This window comes from Sphingomonas faeni, assembly GCF_040407565.1.
GTDB classification, from domain to species: domain Bacteria; phylum Pseudomonadota; class Alphaproteobacteria; order Sphingomonadales; family Sphingomonadaceae; genus Sphingomonas; species Sphingomonas faeni_F.
Window position 1 is genome coordinate 1 of the sequence record NZ_JAPZPR010000009.1, and the last position, 18,814, is coordinate 18,814.

General features: G+C 55.7%; 22 protein-coding genes. 4 read left to right on the forward strand and 18 right to left on the reverse strand.

What is annotated here, in order from left to right; all coding sequences use genetic code 11:
• From O6Y00_RS17580 to O6Y00_RS17595, 4 genes are all read right to left on the reverse strand, one after another.
• Nucleotides 1-145 (reverse strand): transposase (locus O6Y00_RS17580; RefSeq protein ID WP_332783971.1); only part of this gene is annotated, 145 nt, incomplete at its 3' end.
• A 363-nt stretch (nt 146-508) separates the two neighbouring features.
• Nucleotides 509-778, reverse strand: a complete 270-nt coding sequence (locus O6Y00_RS17585) for a hypothetical protein (protein ID WP_353443863.1) — start codon at nt 776-778, stop codon at nt 509-511.
• 1,094 nt (nt 779-1,872) lie between these two features.
• Nucleotides 1,873-2,220 carry a hypothetical protein gene (locus O6Y00_RS17590; RefSeq protein ID WP_353443864.1) on the reverse strand — a complete coding sequence of 116 codons (348 nt, stop codon included), beginning with the start codon at nt 2,218-2,220 and terminating at the stop codon, nt 1,873-1,875.
• 330 nt (nt 2,221-2,550) lie between these two features.
• Entirely contained in the window at nt 2,551-4,539 is a 1,989-nt protein-coding gene (locus O6Y00_RS17595) for a putative bifunctional diguanylate cyclase/phosphodiesterase (protein ID WP_353443865.1), read from the reverse strand.
• Between the two features lie 296 nt (nt 4,540-4,835).
• Here O6Y00_RS17595 and O6Y00_RS17600 point away from each other — a divergent pair, with 296 nt between their 5' ends.
• Nucleotides 4,836-5,156 carry a hypothetical protein gene (locus tag O6Y00_RS17600; RefSeq protein WP_353443866.1) on the forward strand — a complete coding sequence of 107 codons (321 nt, stop codon included), beginning with the start codon at nt 4,836-4,838 and terminating at the stop codon, nt 5,154-5,156.
• Between the two features lie 1,711 nt (nt 5,157-6,867).
• Here the strand turns inward: O6Y00_RS17600 and O6Y00_RS17605 are convergent.
• Both O6Y00_RS17605 and O6Y00_RS17610 read right to left on the reverse strand, forming a co-directional pair.
• The gene (locus tag O6Y00_RS17605; protein ID WP_353443867.1) at nt 6,868-7,296 is read right to left on the reverse strand and encodes a hypothetical protein; all 429 of its coding nucleotides are present in this window, start codon (nt 7,294-7,296) and stop codon (nt 6,868-6,870) included.
• 39 nt (nt 7,297-7,335) lie between these two features.
• The gene (locus O6Y00_RS17610; RefSeq protein WP_353443868.1) at nt 7,336-7,575 is read right to left on the reverse strand and encodes a DUF6771 family protein; all 240 of its coding nucleotides are present in this window, start codon (nt 7,573-7,575) and stop codon (nt 7,336-7,338) included.
• Between O6Y00_RS17610 and O6Y00_RS17615 the strand changes: the two genes are divergently transcribed.
• On the forward strand, nt 7,560-7,895 hold the full coding sequence (locus O6Y00_RS17615) for a hypothetical protein (protein ID WP_353443869.1): 336 nt from the start codon (nt 7,560-7,562) through the stop codon (nt 7,893-7,895). The genes O6Y00_RS17610 and O6Y00_RS17615 overlap by 16 nt on opposite strands.
• Nucleotides 7,896-7,898: 3 nt before the next feature.
• Complete coding sequence (locus O6Y00_RS17620) at nt 7,899-8,558, forward strand: SOS response-associated peptidase family protein (RefSeq protein WP_353443870.1); 660 nt, start codon at nt 7,899-7,901, stop codon at nt 8,556-8,558.
• 20 nt (nt 8,559-8,578) lie between these two features.
• On the opposite strand, the gene O6Y00_RS17625 is transcribed toward O6Y00_RS17620, so the two are convergent.
• The 6 genes from O6Y00_RS17625 to O6Y00_RS17650 all read right to left on the reverse strand — a co-directional run bounded on the left by O6Y00_RS17625 (nt 8,579) and on the right by O6Y00_RS17650 (nt 14,096).
• Entirely contained in the window at nt 8,579-8,923 is a 345-nt protein-coding gene (locus O6Y00_RS17625) for a hypothetical protein (protein WP_353443871.1), read from the reverse strand.
• 86 nt (nt 8,924-9,009) lie between these two features.
• Nucleotides 9,010-9,774 (reverse strand): TadE/TadG family type IV pilus assembly protein, encoded by a 765-nt coding sequence (locus O6Y00_RS17630; protein WP_353443872.1) that lies wholly within the window; start codon nt 9,772-9,774, stop codon nt 9,010-9,012.
• Complete coding sequence (locus O6Y00_RS17635; protein WP_353443873.1) at nt 9,765-10,361, reverse strand: TadE/TadG family type IV pilus assembly protein; 597 nt, start codon at nt 10,359-10,361, stop codon at nt 9,765-9,767. The genes O6Y00_RS17630 and O6Y00_RS17635 overlap by 10 nt, the downstream gene beginning before the upstream one ends.
• A gap of 665 nt (nt 10,362-11,026) precedes the next feature.
• Nucleotides 11,027-12,736: a pilus assembly protein gene (locus O6Y00_RS17640; protein WP_353443874.1), complete on the reverse strand. Its 1,710-nt coding sequence runs from the start codon at nt 12,734-12,736 to the stop codon at nt 11,027-11,029.
• Nucleotides 12,737-12,886: 150 nt separating this feature from the next.
• Complete coding sequence (locus O6Y00_RS17645) at nt 12,887-13,057, reverse strand: DUF4113 domain-containing protein (RefSeq protein ID WP_353443982.1); 171 nt, start codon at nt 13,055-13,057, stop codon at nt 12,887-12,889.
• Nucleotides 13,058-13,289: 232 nt separating this feature from the next.
• Nucleotides 13,290-14,096, reverse strand: a complete 807-nt coding sequence (locus O6Y00_RS17650) for a hypothetical protein (RefSeq protein ID WP_353443875.1) — start codon at nt 14,094-14,096, stop codon at nt 13,290-13,292.
• 961 nt (nt 14,097-15,057) lie between these two features.
• On the opposite strand from O6Y00_RS17650, the gene O6Y00_RS17655 reads away from it, so the two are divergent.
• The gene (locus O6Y00_RS17655) at nt 15,058-15,618 is read left to right on the forward strand and encodes a DUF3617 domain-containing protein (RefSeq protein WP_353443876.1); all 561 of its coding nucleotides are present in this window, start codon (nt 15,058-15,060) and stop codon (nt 15,616-15,618) included.
• Between the two features lie 382 nt (nt 15,619-16,000).
• On the opposite strand, the gene O6Y00_RS17660 is transcribed toward O6Y00_RS17655, so the two are convergent.
• From O6Y00_RS17660 to O6Y00_RS17685, 6 genes are all read right to left on the reverse strand, one after another.
• Nucleotides 16,001-16,186: a hypothetical protein gene (locus O6Y00_RS17660; protein WP_353443877.1), complete on the reverse strand. Its 186-nt coding sequence runs from the start codon at nt 16,184-16,186 to the stop codon at nt 16,001-16,003.
• Nucleotides 16,187-16,199: 13 nt separating this feature from the next.
• Nucleotides 16,200-16,421 (reverse strand): hypothetical protein, encoded by a 222-nt coding sequence (locus O6Y00_RS17665; RefSeq protein WP_353443878.1) that lies wholly within the window; start codon nt 16,419-16,421, stop codon nt 16,200-16,202.
• A gap of 150 nt (nt 16,422-16,571) precedes the next feature.
• Nucleotides 16,572-17,636 carry a hypothetical protein gene (locus tag O6Y00_RS17670; protein WP_353443879.1) on the reverse strand — a complete coding sequence of 355 codons (1,065 nt, stop codon included), beginning with the start codon at nt 17,634-17,636 and terminating at the stop codon, nt 16,572-16,574.
• Between the two features lie 66 nt (nt 17,637-17,702).
• The gene (locus tag O6Y00_RS17675) at nt 17,703-17,885 is read right to left on the reverse strand and encodes a DUF6771 family protein (protein ID WP_353443880.1); all 183 of its coding nucleotides are present in this window, start codon (nt 17,883-17,885) and stop codon (nt 17,703-17,705) included.
• Nucleotides 17,886-17,893: 8 nt separating this feature from the next.
• Complete coding sequence (locus O6Y00_RS17680; RefSeq protein WP_353443881.1) at nt 17,894-18,106, reverse strand: hypothetical protein; 213 nt, start codon at nt 18,104-18,106, stop codon at nt 17,894-17,896.
• 109 nt (nt 18,107-18,215) lie between these two features.
• Complete coding sequence (locus O6Y00_RS17685) at nt 18,216-18,662, reverse strand: hypothetical protein (RefSeq protein ID WP_353443882.1); 447 nt, start codon at nt 18,660-18,662, stop codon at nt 18,216-18,218.
• Between the last annotated feature and the right edge of the window lie 152 nt (nt 18,663-18,814).

Consider the following 18,814-nt stretch of genomic DNA (forward strand, 5'->3'; position numbering starts at 1 on the left):
ATTCCTTGCGCCAGCGGTAATAGGTTTGCTCGCTGACCGCGATCCGCCGACACGCCTCGGCGGTCGTCCCGCCCTGGCCCAGGACGATTTCAACTTCACGCAGCTTCCCGATGATCTCTTCCGGCTTGTGCTTTTTCGCAGGCATTCGTCGTCCCTTCCTTGATCCAGACTCTCATAGTCGATGGACCGCTCAGAAGGGGGCAGCTCACCGCTTACAGGACTCGAACCTGTGACCCCCGCATTACGAAGGCTAGTGACGAAACGAGAAAGATCGTGCTTTTACATATGATTATCACCCAATAGATCCTGCCCTGACGGCGGCACCCAGCCGCTTCCCAGTTTGGCATGAGACCGCGGATCAGCCGCTTCCTAGCGAAAGCGCTTTGGCTTGGGAAAAGCTGGAAAGCCGACCTGCGCTATACCTGCGTAGGAGGGCTGAAAGGTCGCTTCTGTCCGATCGTTATCGCCCCTGGAATGTCGGAGATGGGGAGGATAGCGGACCGTCCGCTTACCGGATGATGAGGAACATTTGTTGCAGCATGGACGACAGGTCCCTATCCCGGTCGGGCCGCACCGGAAGCTCCATTCGATCCCGAACGACGCTCGTAAGATAGTCGGCGATTTGCTCCACCGGCGCATCGGCTTTCAGCATTTCGAGCACCCGAGGCGCATACATGTCGTACTCGTCCGCAGCCTCTTTGATACCCCGCACGCCGATCGGGTCCCAAGCCCAGTGCAGGGCAACTTGGATCATTCGTAAGCTGATATCGTCGTTCATCACGCTATCCTACGATCTACGCCGAATGTCAGGAAGGGGAGGTTAGCGGACACTCCCTGAGCAGCCCACAAGGTCGAAGAAGTCCTTCCAGCCGAATGTTTTGTCCCCCGCCCCCGCCGAGTCTGGGAAAAGCATGTGAGACGGTGCAGCGTCGCCCGTTCGTGGAACGCGGTCGATCAAGTTGTAGGCGGCATCGAAGCCGATGTACTGCCTGTTCCCTTGGGGGCGAGGACCTTCGTCCTGATCGGGCGATTGCCACCCCTTCGCTGTAACATCCTCCGTTGAAGCTATGCTCTGAAGCCCGTCGGTTCCACCGTTCCATGGCAGCCACCACGACGTCTCTCCCGACCGTTGATCGTGTACCGCCAGCGCGAGATTGCTTGGCCAGTCTGGCCCGCTGTCGACCTGACGATAATGAGCCGTCCACCTAGAGTGGTGTCGCATCACATATTGAGCGTGCTCAACGGGGCACGGGGTGACCGACGATGCAGCAAGCGCAAATAGTCCAAGCATCACCACATGCCTCCCCGTTATCGCTTACCACCTAGCCTCGATCGGAATGTCCGCAAATAGGCGGAAGCGGAATGGCGTAAGCGGAATGGCGTAAGCGGAATGGTCACTTGGGAGAGGAAGGCGGACAGGCTGTTTTCGGGAAATGCCTCATAGTTAGCGGACGCTCTGCTCTATTCACCGCTCGTAGACATCGCCTTCGTAACGAGGTGCAAGACCGATGCCTCGTGCCCTCCTTTTCAGCCAACTTTCAATGCACGGATAGGACCCGAGATCGTCGTCAGTATAGAGATACCTGTACGAGAATGCGCTTTCCCCGACGCGGAATCGCCGAAACCCGCACTTTCTCGCTGCCGCTTTCACCAAACTCAACTGAACATGGGTTCCTGCGGCCAGCGGCATCTGGGGCGCTGCTTGCAGAGTTGACGAAGAGACTGCGACAAAAGCGACAAATCCGGATGTCGACTGGCGTAGCGCTCTTGTGATGGTCATCATCCACATAAACTAGCGGCTGCTTTCGGGGAGCGCCACCGGGCAACTGAATGTCCATAAATGGGCGAAAGCGGAATGGCCGCTTTGGGAGGTTAGCTGCCGTTCGATGGTGGCGCGACTGCACCAGCATCAACACGGACGGCAATTTTCACCGTCTTGAACCCGGCCCGAATTGCTGAGCGCTGCGCGAGCTTAACGCACTTTCGCGGAGTATTTGCGGCATGAGAAATGAAAATTCCCCGCCTGCTGTCAAACCTCTCGGCTAAGTCACGTTCAAACTGTCGAGCCGTTAATCCAACATCTCCTGTCCAAAACCAGCACTCGCCTTCTCTGTAGTTGACGGATGCGCCATAGAAGCCCGCGTCACCTCGTTGTTCTTCAAGCGGCAATGCGCTCCAACTTAACGCCATGATGAATGGTAAAATGGTGGATATTCCCATCCCTGCAGGTTGCGCTCGGTTGGCGATGTCCGCAAGTGGGCGAAAGCGGAATGGCCGCAATGGGCAGGAATGCGGATCGTCTGCTTTAGCGGAGGAATTTTCGTAAGCGGAAATTCGTTCAGGCAGAAGCTGCCGGCTCGAACGCCCGCCGGTGGCGCTCGGTAGCGCGTTCGCCTTTTGGTGTAAGCCAACGTAACTACACCTTCGGTCCCGGAGCTGAAAATGAAATCGAACGGTTACCGAAAGTAGCTAGCGACTCGCTGGGGTGACAAAAATGCTGCTGAGTCAGAAGTTAAGCTAGACACTTCGACTGCCAATTAATTGAGATTATCAGGAGCGTGGGCTCCGGATTGTCTGATCAGGAAGATTATAATGCCCTGGCGGCATCCGCTTTAATAGTTCGTGGGTGTCAGACGCGTTCGCAGCCTTACCGAATAGATACCCTTGCGCATACTGGCATCCGAGAGCCTTGAGAGTGTCCTGCACTGAGGCTGTTTCGACGCCTTCCGCGACCACACTCAGCTTCAAACCTTCTGCCAGCCTTATAATCCCAGCTACCATTCGGTACGCGGCTTCATCGGAGTCCGCGTTGTGAACAAAAGAACGATCAATCTTTAGCTTGTCAAATGGCAGCATGCGGAGGTGTTGGATAGAAGAGAACCCTGTTCCAAAGTCGTCAAGGGCGAGACCCACGCCTTGATTCTTTAAAGATTCGATAATTCGTCGCGCGGCAGTCGCATCCGCGATCAAGGTGTTTTCAGTAATTTCAAAGCAGATCCGTCTCGCGGGAAAACCCTGCCGCGTAAGAACGGCCAGAATTTTTTCCGCGAGCCCCGGATCGCGAAACTGGACCGGCGACAGGTTGATAGCAATGGTCAATTCCGGCGACCAACTCTCTGCGTCTATGCAAGCCTGCTCGAGAAGTTGCAGCATCAATTCGTCAATGAGCCCGCATTCCTCCATTATCGGAATAAAGCGGCTGGGTTCGCCCATCGTACCGTTAGCACGTCTCCACCTAGCCAACATCTCAAACCCGACGATTCGGCCAGACGGTAGATCCACGATTGGCTGGTAGAAAGGTTGGAAGGCGTCGGGACCGAAATCTACGCGGATCTCCCGCTCAAGTTCTGCACGAGCAACGAGCGCCAGCCCCATGCTGGGAGCGTACATGCGGTGGCGCGATCGACCACGCGACTTCGCATCATACATAGCAATATCCGCGTGTTGTAGCAGTTCTTCGCGGCTCGCGGCATCGTTGGGGAGACACGAGACTCCGATGCTGGCGCTAATATGATGCGAGAACCGGCCGATAGAAAACGGTGCCGCGATTTCCCGAACCAGCTGATCCGCAATCGTGTTCGCTACGCCGTTGGAACTCTCGTCAGATTGAAGCGTGATGGCAAACTCATCACCACCTAGTCGGTAGACTTCGCCAGTCTGTTCGACGATCGAACCGAGCCGACGCGCAACCGCTTTCAGTAGGTGATCTCCTGCGCCATGACCGTAAGTATCGTTCACCCCTTTAAACAGATCTAGATCGAGCAGGAGTAGATACAGTTCCCCACGGGGTTCATGGGCAGAGAGAAACGAATCGATCCTCTCGCTGAGGGCCCGCCGGTTGGCTAAGCCGGTCAACGGATCTCGATAAGCAAGCTTCTGCGCAGCGAGTTCTGCCGCTTGCGCGCGCTTTTGCTCTGCTAGCATGTCAGATCTCGACTGAAGAACCTGTTTGAAGCCAGCGTGGTTGGTAGCCAATGTGCGCAATATCAGTATTGCGACAATAAGAAAGTTAGCGCCTATGCTAAAAAGTGACCACTGGGACGCCATAAAAAGACGGATCGTAACCGGTAGAACGCCAAATAGCAGCACGAGATAGCCTGCGCTAGGCAAAGCTTGCAGGCAAAAGCAGCAACTTATTGCTCCTACAAAAACGTACAGCGAGATCGAGACGCTACGGATCGGTTCTGATTCAGAGAATAGCAGCGAGCCCCACGTGCCAAATACTATGCTAAGGAGCGTCGCTGTAATTATGGTGCCGCGCATATAGCGTCGGATTTGTTCAGGCTGGGCAACAAAGGATCGACGGCGCACCCATAGAAACGCCCTGACCATAATCGCTAACGACAGCAGGATCGGTATGCCGAAGCTCATTCCGAACGGAACGTCACGGAATGACTCGATGCCTAAAAACAGCACGTTAATGAACATTAGCGCGTACATCAGCGGAATCTGACGGCGTAGCGTGGTATATTGCTCGAGCAAAAACGCATCGGATTGCGGCAGCCGGCGCGATTTGAGTTCAGACAGCCAATTGAACATAACTAAAGGTTCCTTGGCAGCAGTCCTTATCCGCAGTGTGTTCACAACAGGTTGAGAGTGACCGCTGACTATCGCTTTACGGCCGGTGCGTGAGTTTCCAATTCCGTGAACCTGCCGACGGCTTGGGGCTCTCGGGAAGATCCAACTTAACCGATGACTGCTATCAGGTGCCCGAATCGTCAGTTCGAGCGGCCGCTTATGGGCGTAAGCGGAATGACCGGAATGGGAAGGATAACGGACTGGCGGCTTTTGGCGTTGGACGGCATGAAAGCTGCCACTGTGACGAGGAGCGCCGGATGACTATCGATAAGAGCGCCCTGTTCGAAGCCACGAAGGCTCTATGGCCCCAAATCGTGAGGGTATCTGACAACTCGAACGCCACTAACGAGATATATCAGGCGAACGAGAAGGCAGTTCCGCAGGGAGACGACTGGCGGCAACTGGCCCTTTGGGCATTTCATCAGGCCTTAGGAGTGCTTGAAAAGCGAGCGCTGGCGAAGGGTCTGCCGCTTTATCCCCATGAGGTCGCCTTTGATGAGTTCGACACCCGGATGCGAGCCAACCTAAACGGCGTGGACTGCTGGTTGGACGAGCGAGCAGAATACGAGAGTAGCTGAACGGATGACCGTTCTCGGGCAACGGCAACGTTCCCCAGAAAGGCAGAAAATGGGCGAAAGCGGAATGTCTGGACTGGGAAGGAAAGCGGACGGGCGGCTTTCGGGCGACGTGTCCTCGATAGGTGCCGTTCGATCGGGTACGGTCATGCGACGTAAGGTTCGCCGGTCTGCCGATCAAATATCCGAAAAGCCCTTGAACCCAGCCCGCGCCGACAAAGGCGCAGCTCAACTAGGGCTCCCTGGATCGACAAGCGTAATGCCACCGTTGTCCATGCAAACGGCAAGCCGATATCGGCGATCTCCACCGCGTATCTCAGATTCGATAGTTCGGCCATCATTGCACCTTAGGATTCGATGTCCAACCTAACCCGACAGACGCGTTGGAGATGGCCGTGGCATAAAGCGAATATTCGCCGCTTGGAAAGTGTCTGGGACGGGGAGGGAAGCGAACCGGCCGCGCTGCAGGCCACGCCCCTTAAAACCGACCACTGAACGGGTATCCCAGATGCATCAGTATTTTACATTGCCAGAGCCCTAGGTTTCCTGCCGTTCTTCAGCTGATGCGAAGGCCGTGAATTTCGCATCATAAGTGAGCAGGACGTGTGCTTTAGCTACCCTTTCCGCCCCCGGTGGGGGGAGCGACTTGGCCGTTTGGCAGGAGCGCAACATCTCCACGACCAGTGCGTATGATCACACCTTCGCTTTTAGTGACAACGACATCATTAGGCTGGGCGGGAAGCGGGATACGTCGAACAAGCCGTGAAGCCTTCAAATCCAGTTCCCACAATTCACCTTTGTCCAAGCCAAGGTGTCGTAAGCCCGAGAGAACGTATAAGTAGCCCCGAGAAGTAAAGCCACCAATGACATTGCCCTGGGCCAACATGATCCGCTTGCCGGGTCTGGCAATATACAGGGCCCCGCCCCACTCACCGTTATTAGTACCAACTAACCAACCGTCATGCCAGCGGGCGAGGAGAGTGACCGTTCCACCGCCGTCTGCAAAGGGGATTACGGCGGCTTTGGGTACGGGGCCTTTGGGACCGGGCAAAACGAGACGACGTGCACCTTTGCCTACCGTCGGTAAGGGAACCAAAGGCGAATCTACAATCAGTTCCGGGCCACTTAAACTTCCACGCCAGGTCAGTTGGTCGCTTGGGGCTGGCTGATAGCTCTGGGCTGAGACGGTAGCCGTTGCAGCGATTAGAACAAAAAAGGCATGAAGCAGCGGAGCGACGGTCATGTCAGCATCATCTCTTATTCGCTCCGCGTGTGCAATTCGATAACGCCATACTGCTCAGCACCTCCATTCCATTTGATGCAAAACGTTTGATTTTTTGCATCATCGATAGTGGCGATGAACGAATATCCGCTTTCGAGCCTGCGAGCTGCCGATTGGAACAGCCGGGTGTGGGCGTGAGCAGACGTAAGATTTACGCAGGCAAATCGATTTTTACGGGCTGGGTTGTGACCTGCGTAGGGGTGAGCAGGAATACCGCTGCGCTTACTAAGCCGACAACGCCCGAGACATACTTTCGATTACGGATGTCGATTACAGCCTTAGTCAGGCAGTAGATCGCCGCCGCTAGAGCTGCGAATGTCCAAAGGAAGAAAGTCCACATGAGCCCACGCTAGAAGAGGCGATGAGCAGCGGCAACGGGCGGCGACGGAAAGGTAGTTGTAATCCGACGTCGGTGGAGAACGGTCTTTCAATCTAGCTACGCAGTGGTGATCGTATGGTAAGCATTGCGGTGAAGTCCGGGTCTTCCACGGCCTCATTCTCGTCAGCTAATTGGTAGATGCCGGGGCTCGCCGCCTCGATAGCCTCAAGCGCCGGGGCGATCACAAATTCCTCGTTATTGGCTTGCCGGATCACGATGCCAGCGCGACTATCGACAGATAACACGGTTCCAAAGAGTTGTTGTCGCCGGAGCAATCGGTCCTCGTGATCGACATACGTCAGACCGACTAGCAGCGTGCATCCGACTAGGTCGCTCGCAAAATCGCTGTCCCAGTCGTCGCCGCCGTCTAAGCTCTCGAATTCTTCCATGCCCAACCATGCCGGCTTGGTGGAATATCCGCCAGTGCCCTCTGCCACGATGATCTCGGACGGTACAATCGCTTTTATCAAAGCGGCAAACAAAGCTGCCCCGCCTCGAAAACCATCGGTTGATACGAGGCGCTATATACGTGCTCTGCAACTTCCCGTCGTGCGTCCGCAGCTCATCCGCTCGTGTGGCACCGTAAGCCCCACAAGCGCCCAACCTGGGGCCCGCTCGATCAGGTCCGCGATCCATTCGGCGGTGATCACGTTTGCCACCGTTGTCGGGCGGATAGAACTCTGAACCAGCGCCGCCTGGCGACGGCATATTGCGCCGAACAACGAACCGGGCTTAGGCTTTCGTGATGGAAAACACTGCACCGTCGCTCGACTTGTTCACCCGCCTGGAGATCGCGCTGGAAGAGCGCAACGAAGCCGCGGACGCCTTCGACATGTTCAAGCAGGACGCCGTCATGGCACATGCACCGGCGCCGGGTGACGAGCCAGCCGTCACCAGCGAAGACGCTGCAGACGCGGCTGCTGGGGAAGTCGATGAATTTAGCGCCGAAGTCAGGGGCCTGTTGAACGGTGCATCGGACGCGGACCTAGCCAGCGCCTACGAGCCGTCGGGCGGCGAGGTTGGACATCCGGTGGCCGAAGCGCTGCTCGGCGAGATCAAGCGTCGCGGTCTCGGGATCTGACCGATGTGTAATCGTGCTCGGTTCGACGGCGAGCCGGAGACCATCACAGAACGGTTCGGTGCGGAATGGCTTGCCGACAAGCCGATGGACAACCGGTTCGATCCGAAGGAACTGCGCCCGTTCGGTCGGGCGTACGTCGTCCGGAACGAAGCTGATCGTCGCGGGCTCGATGTGATGGAATGGGACGTCCTTGCGGGACAAGCGAAACAAGCGGGTCGCAAAGTTGCACAGACCAACGTGCGCACTCTCCATCTGCCGCAATGGCGGTCGCTCGTCAGCGATCCGGCAAACCGCTGCCTGATCCCGCTGACGGAGTTTTGTGAATGGGCGCGCGAGTCCACCGACCTCGGCGACGGCAAGAAGCCGATCAAGGGGGAGATGTGGTTCGGGGTGACCGACCAACCCGTGTTCGCGATCGCGGGCTTCTGGCGACAGGTCGGCGATGGGCGCTACTTCGCAATGGTCACCTGCGACGCGAACGAACTGGTGGCGCCGATACATCCCAAGGCGATGATCACGATCCTGCAGGCTAGTGACCACGAGCGGTGGCTGACCGGAAGTTATGACGACGTGCTGGCGCTGCAGCGGCCCTACCCAGCGGACCGGATGACGGTGCGGGGGCCAGTGTTTCCGACACGCACGACGACCCCTCTGCTGATTTAAAGATGGTCAGGCAGGAGGGCTCACGTTTTCGCCAAACCGGGCTGAGCCGGGTCAATCTCCACCTCCGTGTCGCTGGGTTCGAAGCGGATCGTCCAACGGGGATACCCTTCCGGCGAAACTTCAATATCGGGTAAGCCGATCGGATCGGTACCTGTTTCCACCCAGCCCGCCCCGTGGCACCGATCGCATGCCGTTCGTTTGCACCGAAAGCTGACGAGATCAAACTCGGTATTCCACTGCCCGCGGCCCTTGCAGAGCGGGCACATGGCATCGAGGCCGCCATTACGCGGTTGAAGGGGCACGACGTCGAACGCGTGGGGACTGTTGGGTCCCTCGTAGAGAAAGATGTTGCTGACGTGATTCATGGCCGCCTCCTCGTTCTGAACTTAGGCGAACGCAAGACGTCAAAACCTCCAAACACATCTCGCTCGACCGGTCGGCGACGCCGCCGTTATGCCGGTACGGAGCTCGAATTTAGTCGACAGTCAGAACGCGAAGTTCCGCTACGCGCGCCGTCGTTACGCAGTGAGTAAGAAGTCCTCTGTCGTACATTGAATGCCTGGAGGCGTCTGATCGTCAGGTTGCCAAGATAGTTTATCGGCACAATCGGTTGGTATACGTAAAAGACCTCCGCAACCATTACAGCTGTACCGCTCGACGCAGAGATTTGATTAGTCGATGGCCCCATGCCCGATAGAAATGACTTAGTTTCTACGGCCCCATGATCGTCGTTCGCGGTGCTCCCAATGTCAGTGACGGCCGCGCCATTCAGGTCCAGTGGCAAGCCGTAGCTTGAAGAAACTTTTAGAGCGCCCGCACATCTCTGCCAGCGGATCCACTGGCGGTAGCCGTTTGGGTTAGTAGGGGTGCTGGTCCCAGCTCCACCGGCGACATTGGTTCGCTGCTCAAGATCTGATAGAATAACACGTCCGTTTTCGGCAAAGTCAATTGGCTCGCCGATCTTCTTCGCACCGATCATGAGCTCGTTGATGTCGGCTTCGTCGATCGAGGTTCGGATTCTTCCAGCGTTGTCGGCAACCGTCATCGCGATCTGTGAAAGCCGCAGATTAGCGCCCACGTAATTAGCGAGTTCGAGGCCACCCAACCCTAAGAGAAGCAGAACCGGCGTAACGATGGCGAATTCAGTGAGCGCGACCGCACGTTGATCATGAACGACGCGACCAAAGGTTCGCACTACGTCGGGCGTCACGAACATATCACTGCAGGGTCCGCCTGAGATGCGTAAGGCTGATTCTTCATCATGGCAGTACCGGTGACCGTCTCGGTTGCCGACCAACCGATCAGTCTCCGCATCGGAACGATTTCCGGATACGTGACGGTAGCCGTGTAGTACACGATGTCATCAGATCCCCCGGTTCCGTTTAATCCAGAATCGGCGTCCCAAACACCGTTGCCATTCTCATCTTCGAAGCAATCGCCCTTGTTGTAGGCGCCGATCGGCACCGTATCGGTCGTGATGGGTTCCGGCTTACCTACTTTGGAGAATGCATCGTAGCTTATTGAGATGACGTTGACCGTCGCGCCTGGAAGAATAGTTCTCATGCGCGTTGTCACCGACGTTTTGATCGTTGCGACAGTAGTCACGGTTCCTACGGTAACCTGCCGGGCGGACTGGTCTAGTGCGTCGGCAAGCTGAATGCTCATGTATTCCCGAAAGCCAAGATCAAACAGCGCCATCATCATAATGGTCAAAGGCATCAGTACTATCGCGAATTCGACGATCGTGGCGCCGCGCCGATCTTGACGTATATGCTTAAAGTTGCCGATTTTCAACGCTCTCACTGCACACATTCCGACATACTGACCGACGCAGTGCACAATACGTGCATAATCGCATCGCCGCCATCAGTAACGGTAGAAGCACAAGGAACGAAATCCCAAGAGGAGATTGTATCGAAAGGCATCTTAGTCCACATATCATTAAATCATTAATAAACTATCACCTCGAAACAGCACCGATCGTCCGCTGAGCCAGCAGTGTTTCGCGATACGTCTAAATTAGCATTCCAGCGTGCATTGCGTCACAAGGCTTATCGATGCACGAAGGAATTACTAACTCTCTAGAGAATTGAAAGCGTACCGCTGTCGAACCCTATCAAAATCTAGGGAAATATTTCCATCATCTATAAAAGCGAACTTTTGACGTATATTTGAGATATGAGTTCTGCATATATTGATCGACCTATCAGTCACATCGTGCCCAAGAAGCGCGAGTATGTCAGCGGTACTGAATCCCGCAATGCCGGCATCAATTATGGCTTTAACAATTTTAGCCTCGGCTATCGTGAAGTTGACGGTCGCACTTTTTGAACGGATGAATTGGCCTGATGCCTCTAGCAAAAGGTTGTTGAAAGGCTGCGATTGCAATCGGCAGTGAACGATTTTGGTCATTCCATCACCCCGCAAATGCTCCTCGTCGTTTACTGGAATGTTGCGTACCGACACCGTCACTGGGTCAACCGAAGAGCGCCAATGTTCTTACCAATCTCGACGAACTTTGCCAGCAGAGCGTCCGAATTGGCGGACGTCGATGCTTGGCCCGCATTGCTAGCGCAATTAGTTAAGCTCGTATCAAGTTGCTGCGCGAAGCCCACCACCCATACCGAGTAGCCCATCGTCTTCGCTTTTGAGCATAGCAAGTTAAATCGCTGCTTGTGGCGTGCAAGCTGATCATTTTCATTTGAATTACCACCCCCCGGCGTCACTCTTGCGTCGAGTTGTTCTACACCGTACCCTGAATAAAGGCTCGAATATCCGGTATCGAAAAGGCCATCAGTCATGAATATAATATACTTTTTAACCGGCATATTGTTGTACGTATCTGGGTTGTTGCTTCCAAATATACCTCGGGACGAAGCCCAACGGGCGCCCCACATCATACCGAAGTCATGATACGTCCCCCCATCCGGCGTTAACGTATTTAGATAGCTTGAGAGCGCATCACGCGTCCATGTAGTCATGGTCGCCGCCGGAGCCGGACAGGCAACCTGAGGCTTGCGAACTTCCGAATTCCCGCCCCAATCGTAGGGAAGATACTCCACCTCCGGCCAGTAGGGCCTCCAACGCGTATCTTCGGAATTCGGTATGCGATCTATATCCAAGTCGTACGCGCTCGGATCAATACTCGTTGCATCGGCAGCCATCTGCGATGTCTGCCGCTCCTCCGTGCAGCCAGCCCAAGCAGCGGAATATCGGCTAGATGTGTAATAATCTGCAACAGGCGTCCTCCCGCTATTAAACTTGCTGACATCGGATGTTCCTACCTTCGCGTTCGCGTCCCCGTCGCGTCCCGCAATCCGGACGAGCTGACCATTTACATACGGACCAACGTCTATTTTTCGGGAGCCATACGTAAAGTATTCGCAGATCCCACTCCCGGCGTCCCACGTTCCAAATCTTGCGTTGCACGTCTGCTGATTAGTGTAGGCATATGTCTGATTTCGAGTTTGATACGTCGCTTGCGAAACCATATAGGACGTGTTCGCTGCTCGAATCGATGCACCGACATTTACAGTACTAGCGTATGGTACGACGCCATAGCGTAGCCGCATACCAGCTGCCTGAAGGTTAGTCTGCACCGTTGCAAGCTGATCGTAAAGTGCCAGAACAGCCTTCCGAAGGCCTACGATCTTTGTGTCGGCATCGGTGGATGTTGCCTTTTCACGCATTGACCCGGTCGTGTCGAGAACTAAGACGACGTCGGTACTAACAAAGTCTTGCTTTGCGTTGCAGGTCACGCGGATTGGAATAGACGAGAACCCGAAGATCTTCATGATCGTGGTTGGTGACATCGTTTCAGCACTGAGGACGACAGTCTGGCTTGAGCCGCTCGTACTGCCGATAACCGGGGTGAAGGAGGTCGTCCCAAATGTTCCCTGCGGATAATTGAAGTTGAAGAATTTCAGCGTCTCTGCGGTAACGGCGCTGTCGATAGAACCGCTGGTCATAGCTCGACGACCTGCGAGAACTGCCGCATCGCAGGCGTTCTGAAGCGTTGTTCTAGCCGCGTACGCGCGACCCATATCAACGCCCGAGCCGATAACGGCCAACAAAACCAGAATGTAGAAGGCTGTTAGCGTGAGGACGTTGCCGCGGACGTCCCTGCGGATTTTGCGAATCGCACATAAGACCGGGTTCGAATGCGGAGGATTGATCATGGCGTATCAGGGTACCTTTGCCGCCGTCGAATGCAGCACCTCAAGCACGTAAGCAAAGATGGTTGCGGCAAGGTAAACGATAGAGAGAACAGGGTGCACCCTGTCCGCTGTTCTATCCAAACCCGCTACGTTCAACACCTCGAACCTGCGTTAAGCCCTCACTGTCGGTACCTGAGCGATGTCTGTCGTCCATGCCGGCGACCGCATCTCCGACCGCATTTTCCTCTCGCGCTTGAACCCCTGCGCCGCCGTGACCGCTGTCCATGTGCCGAACTTGCCATTGATCGGGTCTGACCTGCTCCCCGTTTTCAGGCCACTGATAACTTAGCTTCGGTGTTGACGCCCCCCCCCCTGTTTTTTAGTCCACTTTGAGCGAGAGTTTTCCGGCCTTGTGAGGGTCCCCCGGTTTCTCATCCAACCTGAAGGTGAGTTTCCGGCGTTCGCCGATCAAATCTGCGTGAGCGGCTCGACCACGATATCCTCAGATATTGGAGGAAACAGACGGAGAACACGGCAGCCCGATTTTGCAAAAATGACGGTCGCACTCACGGTGTCACCGGTTCGGCAGCAGGACCGCATGCCGATCTTTTATGGCTTGATACACCGGACTTTGCATGACGCCGCGTTCCGTCCAAACGGTATCATGCTTAATTTCAATCGAACCGTTACCAGTGCCAAATTTCGACGCAACGTTTTGACACATAGAAATCCAGATTGGCTCGATCATCTTAGTGTTCCCACCCATTACAGCTTCTGTAGTACCCAAAAATTCCCAACGAGAAAATCGTTCAACCGCCGCCGTCTCAAATACCCAGATATTATCCGTTGGGGGCTTAACGTGCGCATGTATGAGGTCGGCCTGACTCGGTTTAAAGTCGGATATTCTACCGATCCAAAATGATCTGCGCCCGGCTAAAAAATGATGTTGATTTACGAAGACTGCGTAATCGCAAAGTTTGTCGATCAGCTGAGCCTCGAACTTCCGAGCGTCCTCAGCGACATCTACCGCACGATTTTCAACCCAGCGAACGATATCATCGATTATGTCGTTTGATCTCGACGGGTCACGGCGATTTATGCGGTTGCGCGCTTCCCGTAGCTTTTTCCCGTCATTCGTCAAATACACACGGGCCATCCTGCGGACGGCGCGATCCTCTGGCGATTCATAATTCCGCTTGAGCGTTTGCGCAGTGAAGGAGTGAGCGGTCGCCGGCACGGGCAGCCCCACACTATCGATGTGCAGTGGCGGAAGTGTGAAGTTAGCAAAGTCGTCAAACCCCACCCGTGAGAACGGCTTTATTCTCGCTACCCCTGTGAAAGCTAACGTGGGACGAGTTTTCCAGGTTTTTGCCTCGGGCACGACACTCGCACCGCCACTCCCCAATAGGTCATGCATCATCGCAAGCAACCCACTACCATTCGGCAACACGCGGTTATGCGGAACGGTTATGAAAACCCTAAAATAGTTAAGGTGCCAGGGGCCTGCGCCGTCTCTAACGGGTAGTTCCGAAAAGTTCTCCACGTCTTTTACTCTCCAAAGCCTTAACGTTGGCCGTTGCTAGCTAGAGGCTGGACGACACCAACGCTCGACACAAGCCATGTGGGTAATAATGAACGTTCGAGGACGCTGATAGCTACCTGCTGGCGTTATGCCCCCAAATCGGAATGGGGAGGCCGAAAACCTCCCCTGTCCGTTAGTGTCTTTCCGCAGAAATATGATACGGAACAGAGCCAATTCGGTTTACGCGGTTTCACGCGCAAGACAGTCTTTTCGAACAACGCTGGACATGCGCCTGCCATTGGAGTCAGCGCTGACCACGCCCGCATAAATGGGCACCTCGTCGAGAATGTCCATACCCAATCAACGAATTATCAAAAGGCGCCGGAGGGCGGCCGAACCACTTGCCTTACGCGGCGGCGGCCGGCGCTATTTCCCGGGGACTCCGCGCTACTTAAGCTGTGACGAACTAGATAGTTTTCAAGCGACGCGATCTAGAGACGCAGACGCTGAGCAGTATCGCGCCTGCCTAAGCAACACCTCCAATTAATCTAACGCTCCGAAAGCGTTAAATCGGCCACAAGGTAGCGCTTTGCCAAGCCAATAACAGGGGAAGAGTAGTTTGACACAATTTGCACCTCCTGCAATGGTGACGAAATGGTGTTCGGCATATTTTGTGCCGCGCGCTATCTGTTTGCGTTAAGTCTATACCTGTCGATTAACCAACTACGGGAATTTGCTGCAGGATCAGGCGGCCGTGATCTTGGTAGCCCGGGATTAGCGCCACCGACCTGTCAGGCATTTGCCGCAAGGAGAACAGTTTATGAAGCGTCTCGCAATCATTCTACCAACCGTCGCCCTGCTGTCGGCGTGTAATTCGAGCCCGACCGTCAAGGGCGAGAATGCTTCCGTTGCCGAAGTCGCCGCTGCTACCAAGGATGCGGTAAAGCTTGAACCCGGCAAGTGGGAGACGACGGTTGCGATCTTGTCGGTTGAAGGCCCTGGCCTGCCGCCCGGCATGGCGGACGCGATGAAGCAGCAGGCGAAGTCCCAGAAGGTGCAGACCTGCCTGACACCGGAACAGGCTGCTAAGCCCCCGCAGGACATGCTCGGCGCGGCTAAAAACTGCACGTATGAGAAGTTCAAAATGGGCGGCGGCAAAATCGACGGCACGTTGGTGTGTAAGAACATGCCGGGCATGCCGTCCGGTGAGATGCGCGCCACAACGTCGGGGAAGTTCGCTAGCACGAGCTATGACGTTGTCAGCGAGGCAACGATGGATATGCCGGCTATGGGCGGCGCCCAGAAGGGTGGCAAGGTCATTACAAAGACCCAGGTTTCCGGCAAACGTCTCGGGGAATGCGACGCACCAAAGGCCGGATAATGTTCTGGGACCGATCGACGTATGTCGTTTGAGACCAGGTTTTCGCCATAGCGACGATCAGCACGGGTTCGAAGTGCAGGTCCGCTTGAGATAATCTTGAATCCAACGACGCGAAGGTTGATCGGTCCTCGACACCAGATCGGATAGCGCCCGAGCGCGTAGAATGCGCTAAAACGTTCACAGCCTCGGTCGCAGGGCCATCCTTTGCAGTACCTAGGGAGCGCAACAGCGAACTCCTCGTAAGCAGCGCGGCGCTTTTCTGTGTGCGGCATTAATTTTGACCGCGTCGTAGCGAACACTGGGCCCGCTGGCTCGAAAATTGCTGCCTCAGGGCGAGGCTTGAGCGTCTTGCCAACGTGCAAGCACAGGCAACGAGGAACAGCTATCCCTCCTGCAGTGCGTTTGTTACCGCTCCAAGGCTTCCCTTAACGACGATGTAGTTGCCCTTCTCGAAGTTAACGGCGCTGGCATCATTCCCACCCCTGAAACGGCGCACGTAGTTCACACGATCCACGTTCACGACGATCGGATCACCCTCAAGGGTTTGAAATTCCACATAGCCGTTCATTCGTATCCCCCGATTAAGTGTTCGACGCCGTAGCGTCCGGGGATCTCGCGACGATAAGCGAGGCAATCTCGGCTTCGTCGATCGTCCGGTTTTCCCATGTGTCCTCGACCGCGATTAATTTCTCGTCGTCGCGCATTGCGATCATCTCGGCGGCGGTGGCAAGGGCCTCGTCGAAACTGTTCCGGTGAACACCCAGCGTAGACATCTCGCCGTCTTTACGGATTACGTAGCGCATGGCGATAACTCCTAGTGAGTTATCTCCCTAACCCGGCTGCCCCAAAATCACCATGCACTAGTCATGATCGGTAGCGACAGCCGCCGAGGACCAAGCTGCTCGGTCATGCCCCCGCTGATCGATTGGGCGTGACCGTATCGGATCAAGTCCTCACTTCGAGAATGCTTTTGGACTTATCGGCAGTTGATTGCCGGTCTTTGCGCCAGTGCGCTGTCCAGACCCGACCAAACTCCATACCTGCTTGGGCGAGGGTAAGGCGGTGAAGGACTGGAAGGCTGATACCGTCCCTTCGACGTCCTCCAGCGAAACCGAATAAACTCCGGTTTTGTTGATCTGCCCCATAATGGACGGATATACGCTGACGACACGACCGGCGTCATACAACGCGAGCACGTAGCTGCTGGAAGCGCCGTCCGATCGATACATTCCGTATTCCGTGCGCGCGTCCCCGTCGCGACACCAAGTCGTATGAACCGCAGGCTCCGACTTCGTCTCCGTCTTTTTCTTAGCCGCTAGACTGCTACCCATCAGGGACATCAGCAGATCGGCCCCGTCCGGCTTGGCAAGCTTCGCTTTACCGAACGTCAGGGGTGTCGCGCATACTTTCAACGGCGCGGCGGCGGGCGCTTCGGTGCCAACGTCGGTCGGCCAACGAATGGCGGCGATCACCTGCTGAAGACGAGCGTCCAGTTGCACCGCCGTCAAAGCCTTCGCGCTCATACGAACGCTGACGATCCAATCACCGACCGGCACTACCGCCAGCGCCGTGCTGCGGTATTGACCCGCAGGAGTCGCATAGACCTGACGCAACGACGACGCAGCCTTGGCGCCACCCACGGCGAAAGCGACCGGATCGGCGGTGGCGGGCGATGCGTTCTTGAAGATTTCTCGTGTTTCGAGGGCCGTTTGCGATCGGTCGAACCAGAGACTGACGTCGGCTATCGCGGGGTGAAACAGGTAGATGGTTGCAAAGGCGCTCTTATCTGGCGTGTCATACTGCGCGGCGACGTCGTGCTCAGTCTGCGTCGTATCGGTGAGCGCGGTACGCGACATTCCAGCCAGTTGTGGCATCAGGATCAATCCTGTTTCGGCGTGCTTCCAGCCCTTGTCCGGCGGCACCGCTAAGTCCCGGGCCGATACCGGCATTGCGAGCCCCAACGCGACAGCCACCACCAACCATTTCATGCGCGCCCTCCCCCTGTAGATCGTGATCATGATCGACACTTTCGAGGACGACAAGCACCACCTGAAGCTCGTGCGGCCTCGCGCCCTGCTCCAAGATCATAGCGGCAGGGGCAGTTGTCCCGTCTCGACATTCAGCGGCTGGTACAGCGCGCTGTAGACGTGTTCTGCAACCTCGCGTCGTGCGTCGGCCCTCAAGCGCTCCTGCGGCACCGTGAGCCCCGCCAGAGCCCAGCCTGGAGCCTGCTCGATCAGGTCTGCGATGCGTTCGGCGGTGATCACGCTCGCCATCAACCGAACGTCATTGCATGGGGCGATAGGCCGCGCTTAGCGAACTCCGCTTCGATCGGTCCCAGCAGGCTTTCGGGACCGTCCTCCATGCACTGGAAGTAGACCGTCTGCATCTCGGCTGGCCGCAGCTCGGGCAAGATCTCCGCGATCAGATGGTGCGTCTGAGACAGCGGTTCAGCGTCATTGCGCATCGACTCGAGTGCGTTCTTCATGGGAACAAAAGTGGAACAAGACAGCGATGGAGTCAATATGAGGGTGGTCGCGACCGTCGGATAATAAACGAGTTTATGGTCGATAATAAGGTCATGGGGTCGGAAATCCTCAGGATCGTTTTACAGAAGCGGCCTTTTTGGCAGCGGCGACGATATCCTTCGGTGCATTCATAGGCGGCTTGTACCGATCAATTAACGCCCACTTCAGCTCCTCAATTTCCTCACGGGCGATCGGAGAATTCATGATGATGATGTAAGCTTCGACGCTATTGCCCGCGGCCCTGACCGACTTCATCCCGTACGACGTGTTGCCTGTTTGATCTTTGAGACGTGCTCGAGCCAAACCAGCGCGTAGCCCGCCGGATATTTGAACCGCAGCACCAATGTACATTACGCGACCCCCCTCTCTAGCAGCAAATATACCCCGTTCCGATCTCAGTTGGGATTGGAGGCTATTGAAACCATTGGGAACATAATCCCAACTATTGTCCCATTCTTGTACAGACTTCCCACCTATGATTTGATCGGTCGATTCTAAGGTTTCATCGTTATTCATCTGCGATCATCCCTAGACGGATTGGACATGCTTGAGCATTCTTAGCGCGACATCGGGTGGTGACGGCTACAACTACCTCTACCGCTTGAGAAACGCTCGGCAAATTCCAACAACGTCAGTCGCCCAAAAAAAAATTATATGAAAGTGGCCCG